This window comes from Amycolatopsis sp. NPDC102389 (genome assembly GCF_044765885.1).
Lineage (GTDB): Bacteria > Actinomycetota > Actinomycetes > Mycobacteriales > Pseudonocardiaceae > Amycolatopsis.
On sequence record NZ_JBIWKX010000030.1, the window covers coordinates 18,013 to 38,882 of the forward strand.

The 20,870-nt window shown below is 67.2% G+C and carries 14 protein-coding genes; 5 read left to right on the forward strand and 9 right to left on the reverse strand.

Translation table 11 applies throughout. The annotated features are described in order from the left end of the window. Nucleotides 1–7 precede the first annotated feature (7 nt). Nucleotides 8–1,345: a hypothetical protein gene (locus ACIRGA_RS23945; protein WP_400944618.1), complete on the reverse strand. Its 1,338-nt coding sequence runs from the start codon at nucleotides 1,343–1,345 to the stop codon at nucleotides 8–10. After that, the gene (locus tag ACIRGA_RS23950; RefSeq protein WP_400944620.1) at nucleotides 1,342–2,265 is read right to left on the reverse strand and encodes a nitrate- and nitrite sensing domain-containing protein; all 924 of its coding nucleotides are present in this window, start codon (nucleotides 2,263–2,265) and stop codon (nucleotides 1,342–1,344) included. The genes ACIRGA_RS23945 and ACIRGA_RS23950 overlap by 4 nt, the downstream gene beginning before the upstream one ends. 121 nt (nucleotides 2,266–2,386) lie before the next feature. Here ACIRGA_RS23950 and ACIRGA_RS23955 point away from each other — a divergent pair, with 121 nt between their 5' ends. The 3 genes from ACIRGA_RS23955 to ACIRGA_RS23965 all read left to right on the forward strand — a co-directional run bounded on the left by ACIRGA_RS23955 (nucleotide 2,387) and on the right by ACIRGA_RS23965 (nucleotide 7,898). Next, complete coding sequence (locus tag ACIRGA_RS23955; RefSeq protein ID WP_061980383.1) at nucleotides 2,387–2,704, forward strand: nucleotide pyrophosphohydrolase; 318 nt, start codon at nucleotides 2,387–2,389, stop codon at nucleotides 2,702–2,704. 68 nt (nucleotides 2,705–2,772) lie between these two features. Further along, on the forward strand, nucleotides 2,773–5,295 hold the full coding sequence (locus ACIRGA_RS23960) for a M14 family zinc carboxypeptidase (protein ID WP_400944623.1): 2,523 nt from the start codon (nucleotides 2,773–2,775) through the stop codon (nucleotides 5,293–5,295). A 2,009-nt stretch (nucleotides 5,296–7,304) separates the two neighbouring features. Then, nucleotides 7,305–7,898 carry an excalibur calcium-binding domain-containing protein gene (locus ACIRGA_RS23965; RefSeq protein ID WP_400944625.1) on the forward strand — a complete coding sequence of 198 codons (594 nt, stop codon included), beginning with the start codon at nucleotides 7,305–7,307 and terminating at the stop codon, nucleotides 7,896–7,898. A gap of 36 nt (nucleotides 7,899–7,934) precedes the next feature. On the opposite strand, the gene ACIRGA_RS23970 is transcribed toward ACIRGA_RS23965, so the two are convergent. After that, nucleotides 7,935–8,807 carry a hypothetical protein gene (locus ACIRGA_RS23970; RefSeq protein ID WP_400944627.1) on the reverse strand — a complete coding sequence of 291 codons (873 nt, stop codon included), beginning with the start codon at nucleotides 8,805–8,807 and terminating at the stop codon, nucleotides 7,935–7,937. Beyond that, nucleotides 8,808–12,839 (reverse strand): AAA domain-containing protein, encoded by a 4,032-nt coding sequence (locus ACIRGA_RS23975; protein WP_400944629.1) that lies wholly within the window; start codon nucleotides 12,837–12,839, stop codon nucleotides 8,808–8,810. A gap of 288 nt (nucleotides 12,840–13,127) precedes the next feature. On the opposite strand from ACIRGA_RS23975, the gene ACIRGA_RS23980 reads away from it, so the two are divergent. Together ACIRGA_RS23980 and ACIRGA_RS23985 are read left to right on the forward strand one after the other, a co-directional pair. Then, nucleotides 13,128–13,754 carry a response regulator transcription factor gene (locus ACIRGA_RS23980; protein ID WP_016330621.1) on the forward strand — a complete coding sequence of 209 codons (627 nt, stop codon included), beginning with the start codon at nucleotides 13,128–13,130 and terminating at the stop codon, nucleotides 13,752–13,754. Then, complete coding sequence (locus ACIRGA_RS23985) at nucleotides 13,754–15,400, forward strand: hypothetical protein (protein ID WP_400944631.1); 1,647 nt, start codon at nucleotides 13,754–13,756, stop codon at nucleotides 15,398–15,400. Before ACIRGA_RS23980 ends, ACIRGA_RS23985 begins: the two co-directional genes overlap by 1 nt. Here the strand turns inward: ACIRGA_RS23985 and ACIRGA_RS23990 are convergent. The 5 genes from ACIRGA_RS23990 to ACIRGA_RS24010 form a co-directional block, all read right to left on the reverse strand. Further along, nucleotides 15,360–17,558, reverse strand: a complete 2,199-nt coding sequence (locus ACIRGA_RS23990) for an NB-ARC domain-containing protein (protein ID WP_400944633.1) — start codon at nucleotides 17,556–17,558, stop codon at nucleotides 15,360–15,362. The two genes, ACIRGA_RS23985 and ACIRGA_RS23990, sit on opposite strands and share 41 nt — an antisense overlap. Before the next feature lie 73 nt (nucleotides 17,559–17,631). Next, a complete protein-coding gene (locus ACIRGA_RS23995) occupies nucleotides 17,632–18,891 on the reverse strand; it encodes a haloacid dehalogenase-like hydrolase (protein ID WP_400944635.1) in 1,260 nt (419 codons plus the stop codon). A 42-nt stretch (nucleotides 18,892–18,933) separates the two neighbouring features. Next, nucleotides 18,934–19,542 carry a histidine phosphatase family protein gene (locus ACIRGA_RS24000; protein WP_400944637.1) on the reverse strand — a complete coding sequence of 203 codons (609 nt, stop codon included), beginning with the start codon at nucleotides 19,540–19,542 and terminating at the stop codon, nucleotides 18,934–18,936. 9 nt (nucleotides 19,543–19,551) lie between these two features. After that, a complete protein-coding gene (locus tag ACIRGA_RS24005) occupies nucleotides 19,552–20,169 on the reverse strand; it encodes a class F sortase (protein WP_400944639.1) in 618 nt (205 codons plus the stop codon). Continuing rightward, nucleotides 20,166–20,783 carry an excalibur calcium-binding domain-containing protein gene (locus ACIRGA_RS24010; RefSeq protein ID WP_400944641.1) on the reverse strand — a complete coding sequence of 206 codons (618 nt, stop codon included), beginning with the start codon at nucleotides 20,781–20,783 and terminating at the stop codon, nucleotides 20,166–20,168. The genes ACIRGA_RS24005 and ACIRGA_RS24010 overlap by 4 nt, the downstream gene beginning before the upstream one ends. Nucleotides 20,784–20,870: the final 87 nt, after the last annotated feature.

Sequence of the window (20,870 nt, forward strand, 5' to 3'; positions counted from 1 at the left end):
CCTCGGTTCAGTGCGAATAACGACCGGTGGCGGGCGCGGTTACGGTTTTGGGAATCGCGATCCTCGCCGCCTTGATCTCGGTGATCAGCCGTGTCTTGCGTTTGTGTATTTCCACCAATGTGCCGAGGTACGAGCTGAATTCTTCAGCCATATCAGCCTTTTTGTGCACCGTGCGCAGTTTGCGCAGCTGCCGGGCCGCCTCGCGGTAGGCGTTCGGATCTTTCCGCGTGATCAATTCTTCGACATGGTCCCGGTACACGGGAATGGTTTCCGCCGGATGGGCGACGGAACGCGCGTCCGCGAGTTCGACGCGCACCGGCAAAGAGGCCTCGAACCGCACCGCCGCCCGCCATGCCTCGTCGGCGCGGTCCTCGCCGAGCAACGCGCGGACGAGTTCGTCGGCGGCCTCCGTGCTTCCGGCGGCGAGTTCGCGCAACCGGGCCACCGCGGCCTTCCGCTGCGCGACCCAGCACCCCGCTTCCAGCGACTCCTCGCGCAGAGCGAGATACGTCGCAGCCGTGGGACTCTCGTCGAAGTCCTTACGTGACAAGAGAACTGGCTCAGCTTCCGGCGGAGGCGCTTCTTCCTTCTTGTCATGCGTGAGCGCCCGCGCCGCATGCGCGATGGCCTCGCTGTGCCGCCCCGCCGCGCGCAGGACGCGCACGATCTTGAGGCTGACGTCCACGCGCGGCGGCTTGGCGGCGAGGATCGCGACGAGCGCGTCGACGTCGCCGGACACCTCCGCCAGCTCCTCACGCAGCCGCTCGGCCGTCTCGCGTTTCACACCGGACGGCTGCTCCGCCAGCACACTGTCCACAGTGGACTGAATCCGCGCGATTCCCTTCTCCCCCAAGGCGGAGGCGAAGTCAGCGAGCTCGATTACCGGCCAGCCCGGGCCGTCGAACTCCACTTCGAGGACCCAGGCGGCCAGGCTTTCGGGATCCGGCGGGCGGGCCACGCACGCTCGCGCGTACAGCTCGACGGCCCGGTCCAGCCGATCCGCCACCTCGCCCGAGGTGTCGTCGATCTGCTCCAGCATCTCGCTGATGTCGTCCACGGTCCGGCGGGCGAGCGGCGCGAGATCGGCCCGGCTGCCTGCGTCGAGAAGCCGCTGAAGCGTGTCGAGGACGGACCCGACCTTCGCGGCGTACTCGACGTTGCCCGCCAGCACAGCGGTGTCGAGCAGGCGGTGCGCCTCGGCGACGTCACTCCCCTGGGTGGCGAAGCGGTTCTCCAGAGCCTGCCGTAACTCAGGGTCACGCTCAGCCTGGGCATGCAGCAGGTCCGCCAGCGTTTCCGCGTCCAAAGTACGCAGGTAGGGGCGCAGATCCGTCGGGGAACTCACCCGGACAAGTCTGCCCGACCGCTTCCCCGACTCGTGTGGGCCAACAGCGTGCTCTTTTCGGCGTAATCGCTCACCAGGTGTGACCAGCTCAAAGGCACCGCATCGAGGCGCGAAGGGCAGCGGATGATCGGGATCGGCAGCCGCTTGGCGAGCTGCATGACGATCGCCATCACCACCACCGCGAGCAGTGAGATCGCCGCGGCGGCGGCGAGGGCGCCACTCAGCACCCGGCGTCCGCCGTCGATCGCGAGCTGCGCCGAATACTCGATCTGGCGCGCGGCGAGGTCGCCGAGAGTGCGGCCGACGACGCCGGCCGCGGCCCGCCAGGCGTCCTGGCCGACGGGCGGCGGCGTGGCCGCGCTCAACGCGGCTTCGACCGCGCCGAACCGGCTCCAGTCCACACTTCCGACGAGATCGCGATAGATCCGGCGACTACTTTCCGTCAGCTTTCCGGCGACGGCGTCGAGCCTGGACCGGTACGCGCCCACGGCCGCGGCGTAGTCGCGCCGCCCCTCGTCGTCGATCCCGGCGACCGCGAGGGAATCGCTGCGGTCCATGCCTTCGACGGCGGTGAGCAGTTCGACGGCGATCGTCTGCTGATAGCCGATCTCGGCGTCGGGGGCGCCCCGCGCGATCTCCCGCAAAGAGGACAGCGAGGTGTCGATGCGGTCGGCGTACGCGGTGTAGGTGGCGGAACGGCTGCCCGGCTCCCGCAGCGCGACCGCCCGTTCCCGCTGCAGCGACGCGATCCCCCGGCTCGCCTCGGCCATGGTGACGGCTCCGTCTTCGGCGTCGTCACGGGCCTCGATGGCCTGCTGGACGAGGAATCCGCCGATGAACAACGCGACGAGCACCAAGGCCGCGCTCGGCACGAACGCGATGGAGAGCACGCGAGAGCGAAGGCTTCGCTGGTACGTCAAGGCTTTCCTTCCGGATCGATTCCCCGACGGCCTGCGACGCTAGGCAAGTTGCAAATTGCACGTCAACGCTCGTCCGCCATACGGCCGTTAGCGCACCGTGACGATCTGGTAGGCACGGCACGTGACTCTCGACGACCTCAACCAGCGCCTCCGCGACTTCGCCGCGGCACGGGCCTGGGAACCGTTCCACACCCCGAAGAACCTGGTCATGGCGCTGTCCGGCGAAGTCGGCGAGCTGACTTCGCTGTTCCAATGGCTCACCCCGGAGGAATCCGAGAAGTGGCGTTCCGACCCCGAGCTGGCGCACAACGTCGTCGACGAGATCGCCGACGTCACGCTGTACCTCCTCCAGCTGGCGAACAGCCTCGGGGTGGACCTGATCGAAGCGGCCAACGCCAAGATCGATCGGAACGAGCACCGGTTCCCGGCGCCCGATTAGCCGCCTTTCGGGTCTTGTGGGGCGTTCGTTCGGCGGAAACACTGTGCCGACGTCCCTGGAGGTGGCTCTTGTCGCGTTCGGCTCGCACCGTGTTCCTGGCCCTGATGTTGTCACTGAGCGCGGTCGCCGCGCCGGCGTACGCGGCGCCGCCGCCGGCGTCACCGCATCGCGATCCCGGCAACGGGCCGGAGCGCAACGAGGTGGCCGCGACCGACCAGCCGATGAGCGTCGCGCGGGCCGCGGCGGGCGAGAACGTCGCGGGTGACCATTCGGGTTATCCGCGCAAGACGAAGCTGCGCGTGTATCCGGAGAACACGGCCGACAAGTCGATCAAACTCGGGCTCGCGCCGTATCACGCGATCGCGCCGAAGCTGAACGCGTTGCAGGCGCGCAGTGACCGGATCTCGGTCGAGATCGCCGGGCAGTCCGGCCTCGGCCGCGACCTCTACCTGGTGACGCTCACCGCGCCGGAGAGCCGGTCCGAGACGAAACGGCAGGACGCCTGGCGGTCGCTGATCGAGAACGACCCGGCGCAGGCCGCGCGCGACCCGTTCCTGCGCCACGGGTACAAGGCGCCGGTGTGGATCAACAACAACATCCACGGCAACGAATGGGAAGGCACCGACGGCGCGCTCCGCGTCATCGAGAAGCTGGCGACGTCGAACGACCCCAAGACCGTCGAACTGCTGAAACGGAACCGCTTCTACTTCAACGTCACGGCCAATCCGGACGGCCGCGTCGCAGGCACGCGGCAGACGTCGCAGGGTTTCGACCCCAACCGCGACTTCGTCACCGCGTCGCAGCCGGAAGTGCGGGCCATGCGCGGGATCGCCATCGGCAAGCAGCCGCTGATGATGCTGGACGAACACGGTTACGTCCAGAACACGCTCATCGAGCCGACCACCCCGCCGCACGGCCAGAACTACGACTTCGACCTCTACATCAAGCACGGGTACGCCAACGGGCTCGGCATGGAGCAGGCGGTCAAGGCCTTGGGACGCCCCGAGACGGCGAAGCCGGAGATCCCGTTCCGCGACTACGAACCCGGCAGCTGGGACGGCTGGGCGCCGATCTACACCGCCCAGTACGCGATGTATCACGGCGCGGTGTCCTTCACGATCGAGATCCCGATGCGGGTGAACAACGCGGACTACGAAACCCAGCCGGTGGCGGAACTCCAGCGGCGCGCGGTGATCAACACCGAGGTCGTCGAGGCCACCATCGGCAGCACTCTGAACTACGCCGACCGCAACCGCGGCGAGCTCATCGCGAACCAGATCGAGATGTTCCGGCGCGGCACGGCCGGTGAGGCACAGCGCGAGATCCCCGACGGGTTCGTGCCCGGCTTCGGGCCGGAAGACCGCTACCGCACGGAGTTCCCGCGCGCGTACGTCATCCCCGCCGGGGCCGACCAGCGTTCGGCCGTCGCCGCTTCCCGGCTGGTCGATCACCTGGTGGCCAACGACGTCCGCGTGCGGCAGGCCGATCGCCCGTTCTCGCTGGCCGGGCGCCGCTACCCGGCGGGTTCGTACCTGGTCGACATGCACCAGCCGAAACGCGGCCTGGCGAACGTGATGCTGGAGCAGGGCAGCGACATCTCGGCGAAGGTGCCGGTCATGTACGACATCTCCGGCTGGAGCCATCGCCTGCTGTGGGGCGCGTCGGTCGACATCGTCAAGCAGGGACGGCTCGACGTCCGTGCGCACGACGTCGTCGCGGCGTCGCCGACCGGTGGCGTCGACGCCGCGCCCGGCCGCGACCTCGCGCTGAAGCTGGTCGACGGCAAGGACGTCAGCGCCGTCAACGATCTGCTGAACCGAGGCCTCGCCCTCGGCAGTACGGACGACGGCACGATCGTCGTGCCCGCGTCGGCCCGCCCGGCCGCGGCCGAGGTGGCGGACCGCTACGGCGTCCGGTTCACCGAGGCACGCGGGGCGGCGGCACCGTTGACCCGTAAGACGATCGCGGCCGCCGTCGGTCCGGACGAGCTGAAAGCGCTGCGGGACATGGGCTTCGACGTGCGGCCGGTGTCGGCGGCGATGCTCAACTCGGGCTTCGACTGGTCCCGGGTGGACCTGCTGTTCGTCTCCTCGGGACTGCGGTACACCGACCTCACCCCGGCCGCGAAGGACGCTTTGCGCGCCTTCCTCGCCCGCGGCGGCGTGGTCACGCGCGGTGCCACGGGCGCGCGGTTCAACACCGACGCGGGACTTCTCGAAGCACGTCCGGTGGCGGGCTGGGAAGACGGGAACGGCGTCGTCTCGGTCGTCAACGGGACCGGTCCGGTGGGCGCCGGCGCGCTGCCGGACTCGTTCGTCTACGGGCCGTTCTGGTTCACCGATCTCGGCTCCTCGGTCAGTGTCGAGCAGCGCTACGCGAGCGGGAATCCCCTGGTCGCCGGGCATTGGCGGACGCGGGACGACGGTACGGGCGGGCCGCTGCAGGCGGCGGGCCAGGCCGCCGTCGTGTCCGGGACCACGGGCCTCGGCGGGCGGGCGGTGCTGTTCGGCACCGAACCGCTGTTCCGCGATCACCCGAAGGGCTTGTACTCGCAGGTGGCCAAGGCGATTTACTGGGCGGCCTCGAAGTAACGGGTCTAGGAGCTGTTGGCGATGCGCTCTCGGCCGCGGGGACCTTGTCCCTCCTCCGCGACCAGCCAGCCCGCCGAACAAAAAGGCGAGGCCGATCGCCGCGCCGAGGATTCCCGCCCCCAACGGCGAGCCACCGAACATGGCCACCACGACGATGAACATCACGAGCAGACCCAAGGCCATCATGAGACGACCCAACACCAGAACGCCTGTCGATTGCGCTCGTAGCGGTGCCTGCCGGCCCGAGTGAGGGGGGAGCACCGGGTTCGGCTGAGACGGCACCACATTCGGTCGCCTCGGTCCGCTCTGTGAAACGACCGGAGGCAGGACCGCGGTGGCAGGCGCAGGCGTTGTCCCGGCTTCCGCGAGGCCAAGCACGACTGCGGCGGCCTCGAGATCAAGTACGTCCGCACCCAGTTCGGTCGCGCGCTTCAACCGAGGCTCGTCAGGCGGAACCGTCGCGTCGTGAACGAGGTGGGTCACTGATGCCGTCAGCTTCTTCGCGAGCCTCATGTTCCCGTCAAGGACGCTCGCCCTCATCTCATCGGCCTGGGCACTGGCTCCGAGGACAAGCACACGGACAGCCTCGTGGCCGTCTTTGGCCGGTCGTAAGCCAACGAGAACATCCTCGGCTTGCAACGCCTTCGCGACCTGCGACAGCTCACGCATCTCGGCATCGGTGACCACGCCATCGCTTTCCGCCACGGCTCGCAAAGCGGCAACGAAGGTAGTGTGGATGGAGCGAACGACCTCATCGGACAGTCCGGCTTCCGTCGCCAACGCCGCCAACGACCAGGTTTCGCCGGAGGAGATGTGCTGATCACCGACCGCCGCGGCGAGCAGGTCGAGATAAGCATGGTCGACCGCGCCGGCCAGTGCAGGATCAGTCGGTACCCGTTCGACCGCTTCAGCCATCCAGCCTCCACCCGAAGCCGGGATCATTGCCCGGACCATGGGTGCCCCTCCGACCGCGTAGCGCGGCAGCGCAGGAAACCGAGGTGGTGTGACGAAGGCGAGACCATGCATTCCGATCAGAAGACTCACCACCCGTGCCGTTGCCCGCGCGGACGAGAGTGCGGACTGCGACACAAGGTCTTCGACGCCGAAGGCATGCGCGACGGTGCCCAGCCGGTAATTCGGCAACCGGATCGCTGCCTTTAGAGAGTCTTTCGCACTGACCCCAGGAAGTGTGGGCAGCTGGACACCGGCCCTGACCAGTTCCGCGGACAAGAACTCGCCGACGGACGGCAACTCGTGGGCCACGACGACGCTGCCCCTGCACAAATCCAGAACCGGTCCCAGCATCGCTCCGAACGCAGGGGCCCTGTCCAACTCTCCGCGAGCGACGCCATGCGCCCATTCCCATCCCGGCGAAATCCCCTGGCCGGGATTGATCACCGAACTGAACTCGGCCGCCACCTGACCGTCGGCCCGGAAACGCACAGCGGCGAGCTCGATCACACGGCCTGGTCGCAACCCTGTGGTCTTCACTTCCAACGCGGTGAACTCGACCGGCAGGGCCGGGAAACGTCCCCGCGGGTGCAACGCCACCAGTTCGATCAAACCCGACATACAGGCCCACACCTTTTCTTTCAAGTCATCAGCCTCATGTCATCGATGGATGCCGCCTTTCCGTCACATCAATTCGCGGGAAACCTTCTTTCGTAACTTGATCGTGACGTGCGCCCGCGACCGAATGGGTGATTATGGATAGTTGCGCACTCAGCGCGTAACACCGTTCGTTTGACACGCGAAGTCAGGGACGGTACATCGCGGCGCGGAAGAGGAACACCTGAATGCACCCCACCCCCCAATCCCCACAGCCGCGGAAAAGACGGCTCCCGAAGTGGCTCAAGATCACTCTCGCGGTTTTCGGCGTCTTGTTCGTGCTCGGGGCGATATTCGGCAAAGAGCCCGCTCCGACGAGCGGAAGCACCGTTGCCCAGCCGACGACCGCCACATCGACAGCGACGACGACAACTACAAGTCCAGAACCTCTGTCCTATGTCGTGACCGCTGTTTCGGACGGAGCCACCCTCGAGGTGTCCGCGAGTGACGGCACCAAAAGATCCGTACGCGTCCTCGGAGTCACCGCTCCGAAGCCCGGAACCGGCTGCCATGCAGGTGAAACGCTGACGTGGGCTACCACCACGCTGGTCAGTAAAGCCGTCCGGATCACCGCTGAAACCGCACAAGGGGTATCTCTCGCGCTGGTGTCCGACGGCGTCGACTACGCGACGGCCGCGATTCAGGGTGGATTCGTCAAGTACGCCGCCGAGGCCGCTTCGGCCGCACTGCAGGCGGCCGAGGCCGCGGCCCGCCAGGCAAGCAAAGGACTCTGGGGCGCCCCCTGCCTCGGCACGATCGACGCTCCCGCACCTCCCGCTCCCACGCCCCCGGCGCAACCGGCTCCCAAGGAAACACCCAAGCCGGCACCTGAACCGGAACCGGCCCCAGAACCGGAGCCGGAGCCGAACAAGAACATCTACTACAAGAACTGCGATGCGGCCAGGGCGGCCGGTGCCGCTCCGATCCACAGAGGCGAACCGGGCTACAGACCCGCCCTCGACCGGGATAACGACGGCACGGCTTGCGACAAGTGACCCGAGGGGCTGCGCAGCACGCGCAGCCCCTCGCTTCTATGCCTTGACCGGTGAAACGTTCTCTTCCAGGTCGTTCAGCAACGCGTGAACAGGCGCCCAGCACAACATGACACTGTCCTGATCGAACCGAGGCCGTTCCGACAGTTCTTTACGAGGGTGCACGAAGTTCCGGAAATCTCGCACGGTGTCCGTGAACTTTTTCGCGTCGAGTTGAATCCAGTCCTTGGCGTGCGCCGTCTCGATCAGCAACTGCAACGAAACACGATCGGCCTTCATGCGACCGCGTTGTTGGGCGCCCTGACGCTGGGTGAGATCGGGGAACCCATTGACTCGCAAATCAGCGTCCCGCTCCGTCAACAGTGCGTGCAGGAGACCCTCCACCAAGCTCCCGATACCGATGATGGCCATCGTGTACGCGCCACCGGACTCGCAGATCCGGGTTTCCTCCAACCGTCCCATAAGCATGTCGACGGTGCGCGAATCGGCGATAAGCGCTTCGATACGGCGACGGAAGTCCGGCGGTTCCGAATAGATCGGCTGGTCGCCGTTCTTCCCCAGCTCCCCGAGCACCGGGCGTCCCGCGGTGAGGGCGACCACCAGGCCTTCCGCCTCGAGAATCGCGTTGACCTCGGTGCGAAACACTTCAGAGGTGGCGGTGCCATCGTCGTACTCGATGGGGTCGCAGACGCGGCAGATCAGCCGCGTGATCGCCGCGTGATCGTCCTGGCGGTCCGTCAGTTGCTCGACGAACCAGGGAATCCTTGGCGAGCCATCGTATTCCGGCGGCTCTCCCCACCCCGCCTGCTTGAACAGCGCCGCCAGCTCGTACCCCTTCCGCTCGTAGGCGCCACCATGATCGACGACGACCTTGGCGAGCCGATCGACGGTCCGCGTATCCAGCGGGAACATTCAGTTCTCCTCCTTGTCGGCAAGGTGCTGCGCTATCTCGATGGCCTTGTTCAACCGATCCACGATCACCGATCCCCGCTTCCGGAAACCCAGTTCGGCCATGGCTTCCTGAAGCCGGTCATCCCGATCGAGAAGGAGCCGATCGGTCATCAGCCATCTGCAGAGCTCGATGAGCTGCCGTTCGGAGTACTCGGTGATCTTCAAACCGGCGGGAATCGGCGGCCTCGGTCCTCGTGACGACCTGGTCACGACAGGTTCCGGCTCGACGACAAGTGGGCCTTCCGGCTCCGATTCGACGCGTTCGTGCGCTCGCCGCCAGGCGGCGACGATCTTGTCGGTTTCGCCGGCCGGGTCGGAGAACCACGCGGACGACCACAGACGGTGAAAGGTCCAGCCCAGCCGTTCCAGATGTGATTGCCGCAGCCGGTCCCGATCCCGCGCGCTCTGGGACGAGTGATACTGGTGGCCGTCGCCCTCCACGGCGAGGATCATCCTGCCCGGATCGTCGCTGTGGGCCAGCGCGAAGTCGATGCGGTAGCCGGAGAAACCCCACTGAGGCTGGACCGCGATTCCTCGCTCCAGCAATGCGTCGTGGATCGCACGTTCAAAACCGTTCAGCTTCGCGGCCGTCGGCCGCCCGACCTGGTCGACATCGCCGTATCGCTGCGCGAACTCCAGGTACCGGCGCAGCAGCTCGGTGCCGGTGATGTCCTGCCTGGGTTCCAGTGCGTCGGCGGTGAAGGACGAGACGACGATCATCCGCCGTTTCGCTCGGGTGACCGCGACGTTCAGCCTGCGATCGCTTCCCTGGTAGTTGAACGGGCCGAAGCTGGTGCGAGAGATACGCCCGTTCGCCCCTTTCGCCACGCCGATACTGAAGATGATGACGTCCCGTTCGTCTCCCTGGACACTCTCCAGGTTCTTCACGAAGAACCTGCGGCCGAGTTCGATCTCGTCCGAGAAGAACTCGTCGAGTTCCGGATGTTCCTTCCTCGCGTCCAGCAGCCGTCGCTGAATCCGTGCTTGGTGTTTGCTCCCCAGGGTGATCACACCCAAGCTCTCACCGGGGTGCTCACGGAAATGTGCCAGCACGAGTTCGACGACGCGTTCGACCTCCGCCGGCGACGAACCGTTTTGGCCTGGCGACACCACCCCATCGACCAGCTCCAGCGACACGGGGCTCGCCTTCGCGGACCCCGGGAAGGTGACCAGGCCTTCTCGGTAGATCTCCCGGTTCGAGAAGGAGATCAGCCGTTCGTCCTCGCTTCGGTAGTGCCAGCTCAACATCTGACTGGCCGGGATGACCGGCCGAAGCGCGGTCAAGATGGACTCGTAGTCACTGAGATTGCCGTCGAGATCGTCGTCTTCCTCGTCCTCGGCCGAGATGGCACGGTCGAAGAAGTCCGATGGTGGTAGTTGCTTCTCATCGCCGGCTACGACCAGCCGGTCGCCGCGCATGATCGACGTGATCGCGTCCGGCGGCCGGATCTGGCTCGCCTCATCGAAGACGACCAGGTCGAAAAGCCGTTTGGCAGGCAGCATCCGGCTCACCACCAGCGGCGACATCGCCCAGCACGGCCGGAGCGCGAGCATCACGTCGGCCGCCTGTTCGACCAGTTTCCTGGTCGGCATATGCCGGGTCTTGAGACTGGCTTGACGTTTCAGGATGCGGGCCTGTTCGGGGTAGTCGTCTTTCGCGGCACGCACATTCCGCGCAACCTGACGACGCACTCGTCGTGCGGAGGTCTTTCGATGCTTGACGTCAGCATCCTGGAACTCCGCGTTGACCCGGCTCTGCCGATCGGCGGCGAACCGGGCGAGTTCGGGAACGCTGAGTTTGAACTCGTCGTCGAGGGACTCGAGCCAGCTTCGCTGAAACGCCTGCCAGGCTTCCTCGGGGCCGAGATTCCGGTCGGCGATCTGCTTGAGAAAGGCCTGCAAACCCAAGCTCTCGAACCGGCCCAGCGCGGCATTGAGCCCGGGCATCTTGAACAGCATGCCGCGATCGTCACGAAGCGCCTCCAGGTTCTGTTCGATCGCTTCCGCCGGCCCCGACTCGAGATCCGGCCGTTGCGCCGACAACGCAACCGAGGCCAGCTGACGCCGCAGCTCGGCGTAGTCACGCATGACCTCCTGCAGTCCCAGTACCGAGGCTGGCTGGGTCTGTGCGCCACCAAGCTCGTGCCACCGATGGCGTTGCTGGAGTACTTCGGTCAAGGCGGCGTGAAGTGCGGGTTTCTTGGCCAGCCCGTACTTGGACATCCGCCGAAGCCGCTTCACGAGGTCTCGTCGCTGCTTCCACGGCAACTGCTGCGGATACCGCGCCCGCGCGGCCCGGTTCCCGGTCGCGTAATGGAACTGGTCGAGGTGGACACTGAAGATGTCCTGCCCGAAGGCGTCGACGCTCCGTTCCACCGCGTCGAGCAGGGCCAGCACGTCCTGCCAGCCGACGATGTCCTGAGGCTTCCGGAGCCCTGTCTGCGCGAGCAGCCGCTGCATGTTGTCCTGCCCGCGTTTCAACGTCTTGTCGGCGAGCTGATCGAGCTCGGCCAGCACACGCCGGGCGTCCTGTTCGTTTCGCACAGGTGCCTTCGCCCAGGGCGTGGAGTTCTGCAGGATCCTCAGCCCACCCTCTTCCACGAAGCTCTTGAGGTCGTTGCCGAAATGTCGGACCGTCTCCCCGGTCAGCGCACGCAACTGCGCGGCACGAAACGCGATCGGGATCTTCGGCGCGGCGGTGAGGTCGAGGAGCCGCTCCCGGACCTGGTAGGCGCTGAGCCCCCAGGGGTCTCGACGTCGATGGAGTTCCTGCGAATGACTGATCAGTCGCTGCCGTGCGTGGACGAGCTTCTCGTGCAGCTCGTCCACCTCGACGGGAGGTTCCTTGGCGACTTGATCGAGGCTGTCGGCGAGTTGTTGAGCGATCCGGCGTTTGCTGATCTTGTCCTGGTGGAGGTCGAAGATCAGGCCATCGAGACCGACCTCGTCGAGGCGATTCAGCACGGCTTCGATCGCAGCGCGTTTCTCGGCGACGAACAGCACCCTTTTCCCGGCTGCGGCGGCCCCGGCGATGATGTTGGCGATGGTCTGGCTTTTCCCCGTCCCGGGCGGCCCTTCGACGAAGAGGTGCTGGCCGCTCAACGCCGTCATGATGGCCCGGTGTTGCGAAGAGTCGGCGTCCTGAACCAGGAATTCGGCGTCGGGTCGAACCTGGTCGACCAGCGGCAGGTTCGCGGCGGCGCCTTCCTCGTCAAGCGCTTCCTTGGCGGGTTGGTAGCCGGCGAGCGCCGCGACGAGGTCATGTTCCACCAGCAGGTCTGTCGCGTTCGCGAGATCTTCGACCATCGGCAGCTTCGCGTAGTTGAAGGCACCGAGAACGGCCGCGTTCTCCAGTGTCAGGTCGACCCTCTGCGCGGCCGCGACGGCGGCCAGATCGGCATGAACGCGTTCGACTTGATCGTCGTGCCCGAGCGCCGGGTCGAGGTGCGCCTCCAGTCTTTCGGTCAGCGTCGCGCGATCGAAGTCGATCCCGTAGTGCTGATTCAACGCGTGCAGCAGCACCGGATTGATCTCGGGTTCGTCGGTGATTTCCAGTGTGTAATCAGTCTCGGAAGCCGTCCTGGCCTTGAGCGTGACAGGTCGGAGTAAGAGAGGCGCACGAAGCGGCTTCACGGGACTCGTGCCTCGGTGCTGGTCCGCCGTGGTGTGCACGAGGCCGAAGGCGATCCGGCCGACGTCGATCCCTTGCTCTTCTTCGAACAGCTGGATCCGCTTGGCCAGATCACGCGCTCGGGTCCGGGCGTCACGGTGAGCGGCCTCGCCGGGGAACAGCTGGCGCAGCCGGGTTTTGTTCCCTTTCGCCAGTTCGACGAGCGCGGCCGGCTCGGCGGAGGTCAGGTCCAGGCTGCCCACTTTGGCGTTCTTGAAGTACAGCATCGTGTTGCGCGGCCCGAAGTCGATCAGACTGTCTCGCCATGCGGCCACCTTCTCCGCGACAACTGCATGACGCCGCGGATCCACCTGTGCGGTCATACCGCTTTCCCCTCGCAGAACGGTTGCGGACCTGGACGGGCGCACCGTCAGGGCCCGCCGTTCTGCGGCGAGCCCTACAGGATGCCACAGCCTCCGGCGACGCGGTAGCACGCGGCGCCGGGGATGCCGCTCCGAAAGACGATCACTCCCCTCCTTGGCCTAAGGGTCGTTCGCCCGCGCGGAGACGTCACACTCTCGAACGAAGATCACTCAGATGGACCCGGGCGACCACATGGCGTGTCCAGATCCAGCGGGTTCCGATGGCAATGTCACCAGTAACGTGGAGGTATGCCGATCCAGGTGCTGCTCATCGACGACCACGAGGTGGTGAGGCGCGGTCTGCGTGACCTCCTCACCGACGAGCCCGACATCGAGGTCGTCGCCGAGGCGAGCGGGGTCGACGAGGCCCTGGCCGTAGCTATGCACGTCGAGCCGGACGTCGCCGTGGTCGACGTGCGGCTCGGCGACGGCGACGGAATCGCGCTCTGCCGCGAGCTGCGCTCGAAGCCGAACCCGCCGCAGTGTCTGATGCTGACCGCGTTCGACGACGAGGAGGCCATGGTCGGCGCGATCATGGCGGGCGCGGCCGGGTACCTGCTGAAACAGGTCCGCGGCCAGGACGTCGTCAACGCGGTCCGCGAGGTCGCGGCGGGCCGATCGCTGCTCGACCCGCTGTCGACCGCACGGGTGCTCGACAAGCTGCGGCATCCGCCCGAGGACGAACTCGGCTCCCTCACCGAACGTGAGCGCGAGGTGCTGGACCTGATCGGGCAGGGCATGTCCAACCGCGAGATCGCGGAACGCCTGTTCCTCGCCGAGAAGACGGTGAAGAACTACGTGACGTCCGTCCTCGCGAAGCTGGGCATGCAGCGGCGCACGCAGGCCGCGGCGTGGATCGCCCGCCGGGACAGGTAGTGCGCGAAAAAGGTACCCCCCCCCCGTCGTTTTGGGCGAAGGTCCCGGTCGATCCCGAGTTCGACCAGTGGCTCACCATCGGTGTCGAACGCAAGGTCCTGGTGGTCGTCCGCACGGTCACGACACTGACGAGGTTGCTGGACATCCTGTCGCTGATCGAGAGCGATCGCCGGCTCCAGCTGGTCTTCACCTACGACGCGGACAGCACCGCGATCTTCGGTGCCGGTGTTCCTGAATTCCTCGGCACGCTTCGCGCCTCTGTCGTTCCTTGGCGGCAAGCCCTCCAAAGCCGCTTCGACCTGGTGATCGCGGCGAGCGAGAACGACGATCTCCATCTCTTCGACGCGCCGATCGTCCTGGTGCCCCATGGAATCGGCTACCAGAAGTACTACCCGCGGAGCCGGACGGTGGCCGGGATGAATCCGGACCGGCTCGTCCGCGATGGCCGAGTCGTCCCCGCCATGGTCGCGCTCTCCCACCCCGAGCAGCGCGCCCACCTGCGGGAAGCGGGCCCCGGAGCGGCGGCACGCGCGGTGATGGTCGGCGACCCGTGCCATGACCGCCTGCGCGCGGGCGTCCATCGCGCCCTCGCCTACCGCGCCGCCTTCGGGGCCGAGGGCCATACCCTGGTGGTCATCGCCTCCACTTGGGGACCCGATTCCCTGCTGGGGAGCGTGCCCGATCTTCCACTGCGGCTGGTCTCCGAGCTCGAGTACGACGGCTATCGCTGCTGCGCCGTGCTCCATCCGGGAATCACCTCGGCCCACAGCCCTTGGCAGGTCGACGCGTGGCTCTCCGACGCGCGCCAAGCAGGACTCCAGGTGCTTCCGCCCGAAGCCGGCTGGCAGGCCGCGCTCACCGCCGCTTCGTGTGTCATCTCAGACTTCGGTTCGCTGGCGCTGTACGCCGCCGCGGTCGATCGGCCCCTGCTCCTGGTCGGTGACGGCGGCGAAACCGTGATTCCCGGTTCGCCCATCGCGGCGCTCGCCGAACGGACCGCGCGGCTCGATCCGGGCAAGGCACTGGGACCGCAGATCGATCTCGCGATCCGGCGGCACAGCCCCGGCGACCACGCGGCCGTGGTGAAGCAGGCCGTCGGCGCCGCGGACATGTCCGCCGAGCTGCTGCGACCGCGGCTGTACCGGCTGATGAAGCTTCCCGAGCCCGCGACCGAAGCCTCGTTTCCGCCCCACGAAGTTCCCGACGTCGAACCGCGTGAGGTCTCCACCTTCGTCGTCGGCACGGAGGAGGCCGGGCCGGCGACGAGGATCAAGCGGTTCCCGAGTACCGGTCGTCGGCACGACCTCGCGGACAAACACCTGGTGGCGCACGAAACTAAGGCGACGCTGCGGCAGCTGTCCAACGCGAAGATCGTTTACCGCAGGCTGGACGATCAGGACGCCGACCACTTTCCCCGGTGGTCCGAGGAGATTCTCCGCCAGTGGCCGGACGCCGCCGTGGCCGCGGCGACCGTCGGCCGAAGCACGTGCCTGGTCCGCACCCGTGACGGCGTCCGGCGAGAACTGACACTGACCGACCGCACGATCGACCCGCTGATCGGCGCGTCGCTGGCATATCTGGACCGGTTGCCGCCGAACGAACCGCTCAACGTCGGCGATCGGGCGGTGACGCTTCGAGTGCGGTGAAGTACCGGTCGGCTCGCGGGTGACCGATCCGGGTTGCGTCGTAAGCGAGCCGTCCCCATACCTCGATCGCGCCGGGATCGCGCTCGGCGGTCATCAGCCGCGCCTGCAGTTCCCTGAGTTCCCAGGCGTACTGCGTGGCCCGTTGGGACGTCAGCTGATTCCAGGCGGACCCGAACCGCGCTCGCGCCTCGGAAAGTTCGCCGAGCGCCAGATAAGCGTTGACGTAGACCATTTCAACCCGGGCCTGATTGCGCCCTTCGGCGGTCATGGTGCCGAGTACGGCGATCGCCTCGGTCGGTTCGCCGAGCTTGATCAGGACGTTGGCGAGCATCCGGGGATGGATCGCGAGAGCCGGCCGGTCTTCGAGCTCGGTGCTGAGCGCGCACGCGAGCCGGAGTTGGCGAGCGGCCTCCCCGAGTTCCCGCTGGATCTCCGCTTTCCCAGCCTGGCGATGAACGAGCAGATCCGCGCGCTCTTCGTGGAACCGTCCCCGGAACTCCGCCAGCGACGCCCGCAGCGTGTGCCATCGGCGCTCCGCGATACCGACCGCCGGGCCGCTGAGGATTTCGGCCGCCCTGTCGAGATCCTCGAGCGCGGCGGGGAACCAGTGAGTCAGGTAGCGGGCCTTGCCTCGCATCATCAGCGCCCGCGGGAGCTGACCGGGCTTCGCGTCATCGTCCGCTTCGACGGCTTTCACCGCCCAGTCGCTGATCTCGACGAATTCGCGCCAGTAGCCCCGTTTGTTCACGAGCGCTTCAAAGGCTCCGGCCAGCTGCAAGGCTTCCTTGTGGCGATGGCGCAACCAGGCGAGCTTCACCAGTTCGCCGATCAGCGTGCGGTGCCACTCCAGCCAATCGATGTGATCGACCGGCAGGTCCCAAGTCCGTTTCGAGGGAACGACGTAGGTGCGCAGACGCTTCGGGTTCTCGCGGAAATCCGCCGCGACCGCGGTGTCCCGGACATGGGCGAGCAGGCGATCGAAGCCCGCGTTCCGATCCGCCGTCAGTCCGCGCGCGTACTGCCCCACCAGGATCGTGAGCGAATACCAGTCACCGAACTGTTGGGTCAGCTGCGCGGCGATCAGTTCGTCGAGGACCTTCGGGTCGCCGGTCATCGCCGCCGCGGTGGCCCGGGTGAAGAACCCGCCGGGATGCTCGGCCAGCAGGGCGCAGGCCTCGACAGCGGCGTCCGAGAGCTGAGCGAACGTCCGCCGCAAGGAATCCTGGATGACACTTTCGGCGTCGACGACCCCCGTCGCGCGGTACTCGTCGAGCAGCGTCGCCACCGGCCTGGTTTCCCCGGCTCGACCGGCGAGGGTGACGCCGACCTCGCGGAGCGCGAGCGGCATCCGGTCGCAGAGGCCGATCAGCTGATCGGCCTCGACCGGTTCGTCCGACGGGCGGACCTTGCCGCAGAAGTCGGTGAGCAACTGCCGAGCACCCTCTTGGTCGAGCCCTCGGAGCTCGATGGCATGGGGATCGCACGCCTTCAGTTCGCGGCCGTACAGCGAAGCCGTCGCCAGCACGAGGCTGGTACGGAACCGGGTGAACAAGGCCAGCTCGGCGGCCAGCTCGACGTCATCCAGGATCAGCACGAACGACCTCGTGACCAGCACCGACAGGAACTGCCGGTCCAATTGTTCGTCGTCGACCGGGATCTCGCCGCGGGGGATCCCGAATTCCTCGAGCACATACCGTTTCACGGCCGCGGCGTCGAATTCGTCGCCGTCGCGATACCGGGCGAGCGACACCTCCACCCGGCCCGACGGGAAGTCCGCCTGGACTCTGTCGGCGATCTGGCGGGCGAGTTCGGTCTTGCCCGAACCGCCGGGGCCGACGATCAGTTTCAGCCCCGTCCGCGGCGGGTCGGCGAGGATGGCCAAGTGGTTGCGGAAGTTATCGATGCCCGCCGTGGCCGTCGAGGCGTTTTCGGCATGAAGTTCAGATACCGCTTCGATCAGGCGATCCGCCCATTCCTTGTCCGCGCGGGCGGCGGCGAGGGCACGGGAACTCAGCGCGTCCTTTCCGGAGTCGCCCGTACCGAGCCGTTCCCTGAGCAGTGACACCACGTTCCGCCCGGCCGTGGACACGGCGCCCACCGCCGAGGTCGCGGCCGCCTTCGCGGCTTCGTCCACGACGACCTGCAACAGGTCAACCACGGCCTCCCCCTTACTCAGCCAAGAACGCCACGGTAGCAGCGGGGCGACCGAGCGTCACGCATCGTGAACCGCCTCAGGGATGCACGGTGTCGCGCTGATCAGGGATGACCGTGCCGTCGTCGCGCATCACCGGACCGTGTGTGCCGTCGGCGTTTTCGTACGCCGTCGTCGAGCACGGGTAGGTGCGGTTCAACGCGGGGAAGGGCTCGATGAACATCGGGTTCACCGCCCACTTCCCGTCCGCGTTGTCGTAGGCGCGACACATCAGCTCGTCCTTGTTGCGGTTGAGCGTGACGCGGACTCCGGTGGCGTCGCGCAGCATCGTGACGTCGGTGGTCGCGTCGCCGCCGGCGAGCGCCTGCCGCCGGTCCGCCGGTGCCGGTTCCATCGCCTTCGGGCCGCGGATCCCGAGGATGCGTTCGTTGATGTAGCAGCGTTTGCCGTCGATGTAGGTCATGATCTCGTCGGCGCCGTCGGCGTGCCCGCCGCAGCCTTCGAGGTGTCCGTTGATCCGGCCGTTCGTGGTCTGCGAGTAGATCCCGAGCGTGCGGCTCGGCGGGATGCCGACGGCGGAACCCCAGACGTCCGCGAACTCCTTGGGCGAGGCGGAAACGACCCACGTCGAGAAGCCCGCCTTGTTCAGCGTCGCGATCAGGTCCTTGATCTCCGGGTAGTACCGGATCCACGCGACCTGGGTGCTCGAACCGACCTTCTGGGTCGCCCCGATCGGCGCCAGCAGCGCCGCGGCCCTGGCCTGCCGGGCGATCGCACGGACCTCGTCCGGGCGGTATCCGGCGTTGATCTGCGCGACCCAGGCGTAGGCCGCCTCCATGTACCGCCGGTTGTTCCCCGCGAAGACCTCTTCGCCGGTGGTCGTCTTCGCGCTCTTCCGCACCGAGAGGAGCTCGTCGGCGCAGGTGACGTTCTTACTGGTCGGCAGCGGTTTTCCGGCCGGGGTGGCGGTGCCGCACGCCTTGCTCAGCGCGTTCGCGCCGGCGTCGGTCATGAAGCGGCTCGTGGTGCGCCAGTCCTTGTCCCGCGGCTGCAGGACCTTGTCGTGCCGGATCATCCAGAAGACGGTCTGGTCGGAGATGTCGTTCTTGATGACCGTGTTGTCCCAGTCGAACACCGCGACCGGCCGCTCACCGTGCTTCGTACCGCAGATGACCTGCTGGATCTTCGCCGCGTTGTCGCCGTACCAATGGTCGGCCAGTTGTAGCTGTGGGCAGCGAGACTGTGTCGACACGGTCGTTGCGGTCGCCGCACCGGGCAAAGCCACAGGTACGACCGCCACGGCGGCGGCAAGGGCCACGGCTCGCAGGAACCTCGGCATGTCATCTCCCCACATGGTCGTCGACTGTCCGGGGAGATCCTGTCACTTCCCGGCGAGGGTCACGACCTGCCGGTTGTGGAAGTAGTCGTCCTCACGAAGCACGGTGACGCTGCCGGGTGAACCGCGGAAGTCGACGTACCCGGCCGACTCGAGCGGCATCCGGATCCACGCGGCGATCACGAAGGTGAGCGCGCCACCGTGCGTGACGACGATCTGGTGCTCGCACGGGCTTTCCAGGATCGACTCCATGGCCGAGTAGACCCGCGCCGCCATCGCGCCTTTCGTTTCAGCGCCGGGGATTCCTTCGTCGTGTCCCAGCCGCTCGCCGACGGCCGGAGGCGGGACGAACCGGCTGTCCAGCCACGCCTGTGGTTTGCCACCGGCTTCCCCGTACGACTTCTCGCGCAGCCGCCGGTCCAGGACCGGGGTCACGCCGAGCCGTTCGCCGATCAGTTCCGCGGTCCGCGCGGTGCGGCGCAGGTCCGACGAATAGAGCTCCACCTCGTCAGGCACCTCCGCGCGCAGCGACTCGGCGACGGCGATGGCCGCGCGCTCACCGTCCGGAGTGAGATCGGCGTCGTACCATCCGCCGACCAGGCGATCGACGTGGTGGGTGGCCTCCGGATGCGTGACGACGTGAACGGTGCGCATCCGGAGAATCTAGCCGCGAGTCAGCTTCGCGAAGGCCACGACGTTGTCCAGGTAGTTGCCGGTCGAGGAGTCGAAATCCCCGCCGCAGGTGATCAGGCGCAGTTCGGGCCCGGCCGTGTCGCCGTAGACCTTGTCCGTGGGGAAGGACGCCTTCGGATGCCGCTCGACGGCGTACACGGTGAACACCGCCGTGCTCCCGTCCTCGCGGTGGACGAGGGCTTCGTCGCCGGCCTTGAGGTCCTTGAGCCGGACGAAAACGCCGGGGACCTTCTTGTAGTCGACGTGCCCGGCGAGGACGGCGGGCCCGATCTCGCCGGGGGCCGGACCGCCGGTGAACCAGCCGGCGGTGATCGCGTCGTGCGGTACCTGCAGGGTGCCGTCACCGGCCAGGCCGAGGCCGACGACCCCGCCGGTGCGGACCCCGATCGCCGGGATCTCGAGCCTCGCCGGTCTCATGGCCGGCGAGGTCACCGTGGGCGAAGGCGCCACCGCCGTCACCGTCGGAGGCGACGCGCCCTCGCCCGGCGGAGGGACGGCGCACGCGGTCAGCGCGGCCGCGAGCACCACCCCGATGAGCGTGCCGATGACCAGCGGAAACGGCCACCGGCGCCAGGCGGGCCGGATCATCGCTCGGCACGCCGCCGGAGGACCAGGGACGCACCCGCGGCCGACATGGTCAACAGGGCGGTGCCGGTCAGCGCGACCGCGACGATCTCCAGGAACCCACCGTTGCTTTCGGCGGGTTCCCCACCGCCGGTCGCCACCCCGCCGACGGGTTTGACCTTCACCTGGCCGGATTTCGCGGGTTCGCCGAACCGGGATTCGCAGGCGTACCCGTCGTGGTCACCGTCGAGTTTGTACGGGTCCCGCGGGTTCTTCTTGAGCTCGGCCTGTGCGGCGGCTTGCGACGGGAAATCTGCGCAGTCCTTGTCGATGAACCGCGGCGCGCGCGTTTCCGTGGTGATCGAAGGAACGGTCGGCGTGCTCGTCTTGGTCGGCGAAGTTCCCCGCTTGGGCAGCGTTTCACAAGCGATTCCGTCGTGGTCTTCGTCGAGGCGATGCGGATCGGATCGATCTTTGTCGAGCACCGCCTGCGCGTCTTCCTGATACTTGAAGTCACCGCAGTCCAGATCGGCGATCGCGGGTGCTTCCGCCAGCGCGAACGCGACGGAAGCGGGGCCGAACAAGGAGAATCCGGCAAGGATGGCGGCCGTGCCGAGGGCGCGACGAACCGAGGACATGAGGAGTCCTTTCGCTGGGAATCCGCGCTCGGAGCGCGTTCGATGCCCTTAGAATCGCGCCCTGGCCGCAGCTGTTACGGATTAATC

Bases quoted from the DNA above. Each gene is read 5' to 3' on its own strand.
- ACIRGA_RS24010 (WP_400944641.1), bottom strand. From the start codon at position 20,783: ATGTCCTCGGTTCGTCGCGCCCTCGGCACGGCCGCCATCCTTGCCGGA.
- ACIRGA_RS23975 (WP_400944629.1), bottom strand. From the start codon at position 12,839: ATGACCGCACAGGTGGATCCGCGGCGTCATGCAGTTGTCGCGGAGAAG.
- ACIRGA_RS23980 (WP_016330621.1), top strand. From the start codon at position 13,128: ATGCCGATCCAGGTGCTGCTCATCGACGACCACGAGGTGGTGAGGCGC.
- ACIRGA_RS24000 (WP_400944637.1), bottom strand. From the start codon at position 19,542: ATGCGCACCGTTCACGTCGTCACGCATCCGGAGGCCACCCACCACGTC.
- ACIRGA_RS23995 (WP_400944635.1), bottom strand. From the start codon at position 18,891: ATGCCGAGGTTCCTGCGAGCCGTGGCCCTTGCCGCCGCCGTGGCGGTC.
- ACIRGA_RS24005 (WP_400944639.1), bottom strand. From the start codon at position 20,169: ATGATCCGGCCCGCCTGGCGCCGGTGGCCGTTTCCGCTGGTCATCGGC.
- ACIRGA_RS23970 (WP_400944627.1), bottom strand. From the start codon at position 8,807: ATGTTCCCGCTGGATACGCGGACCGTCGATCGGCTCGCCAAGGTCGTC.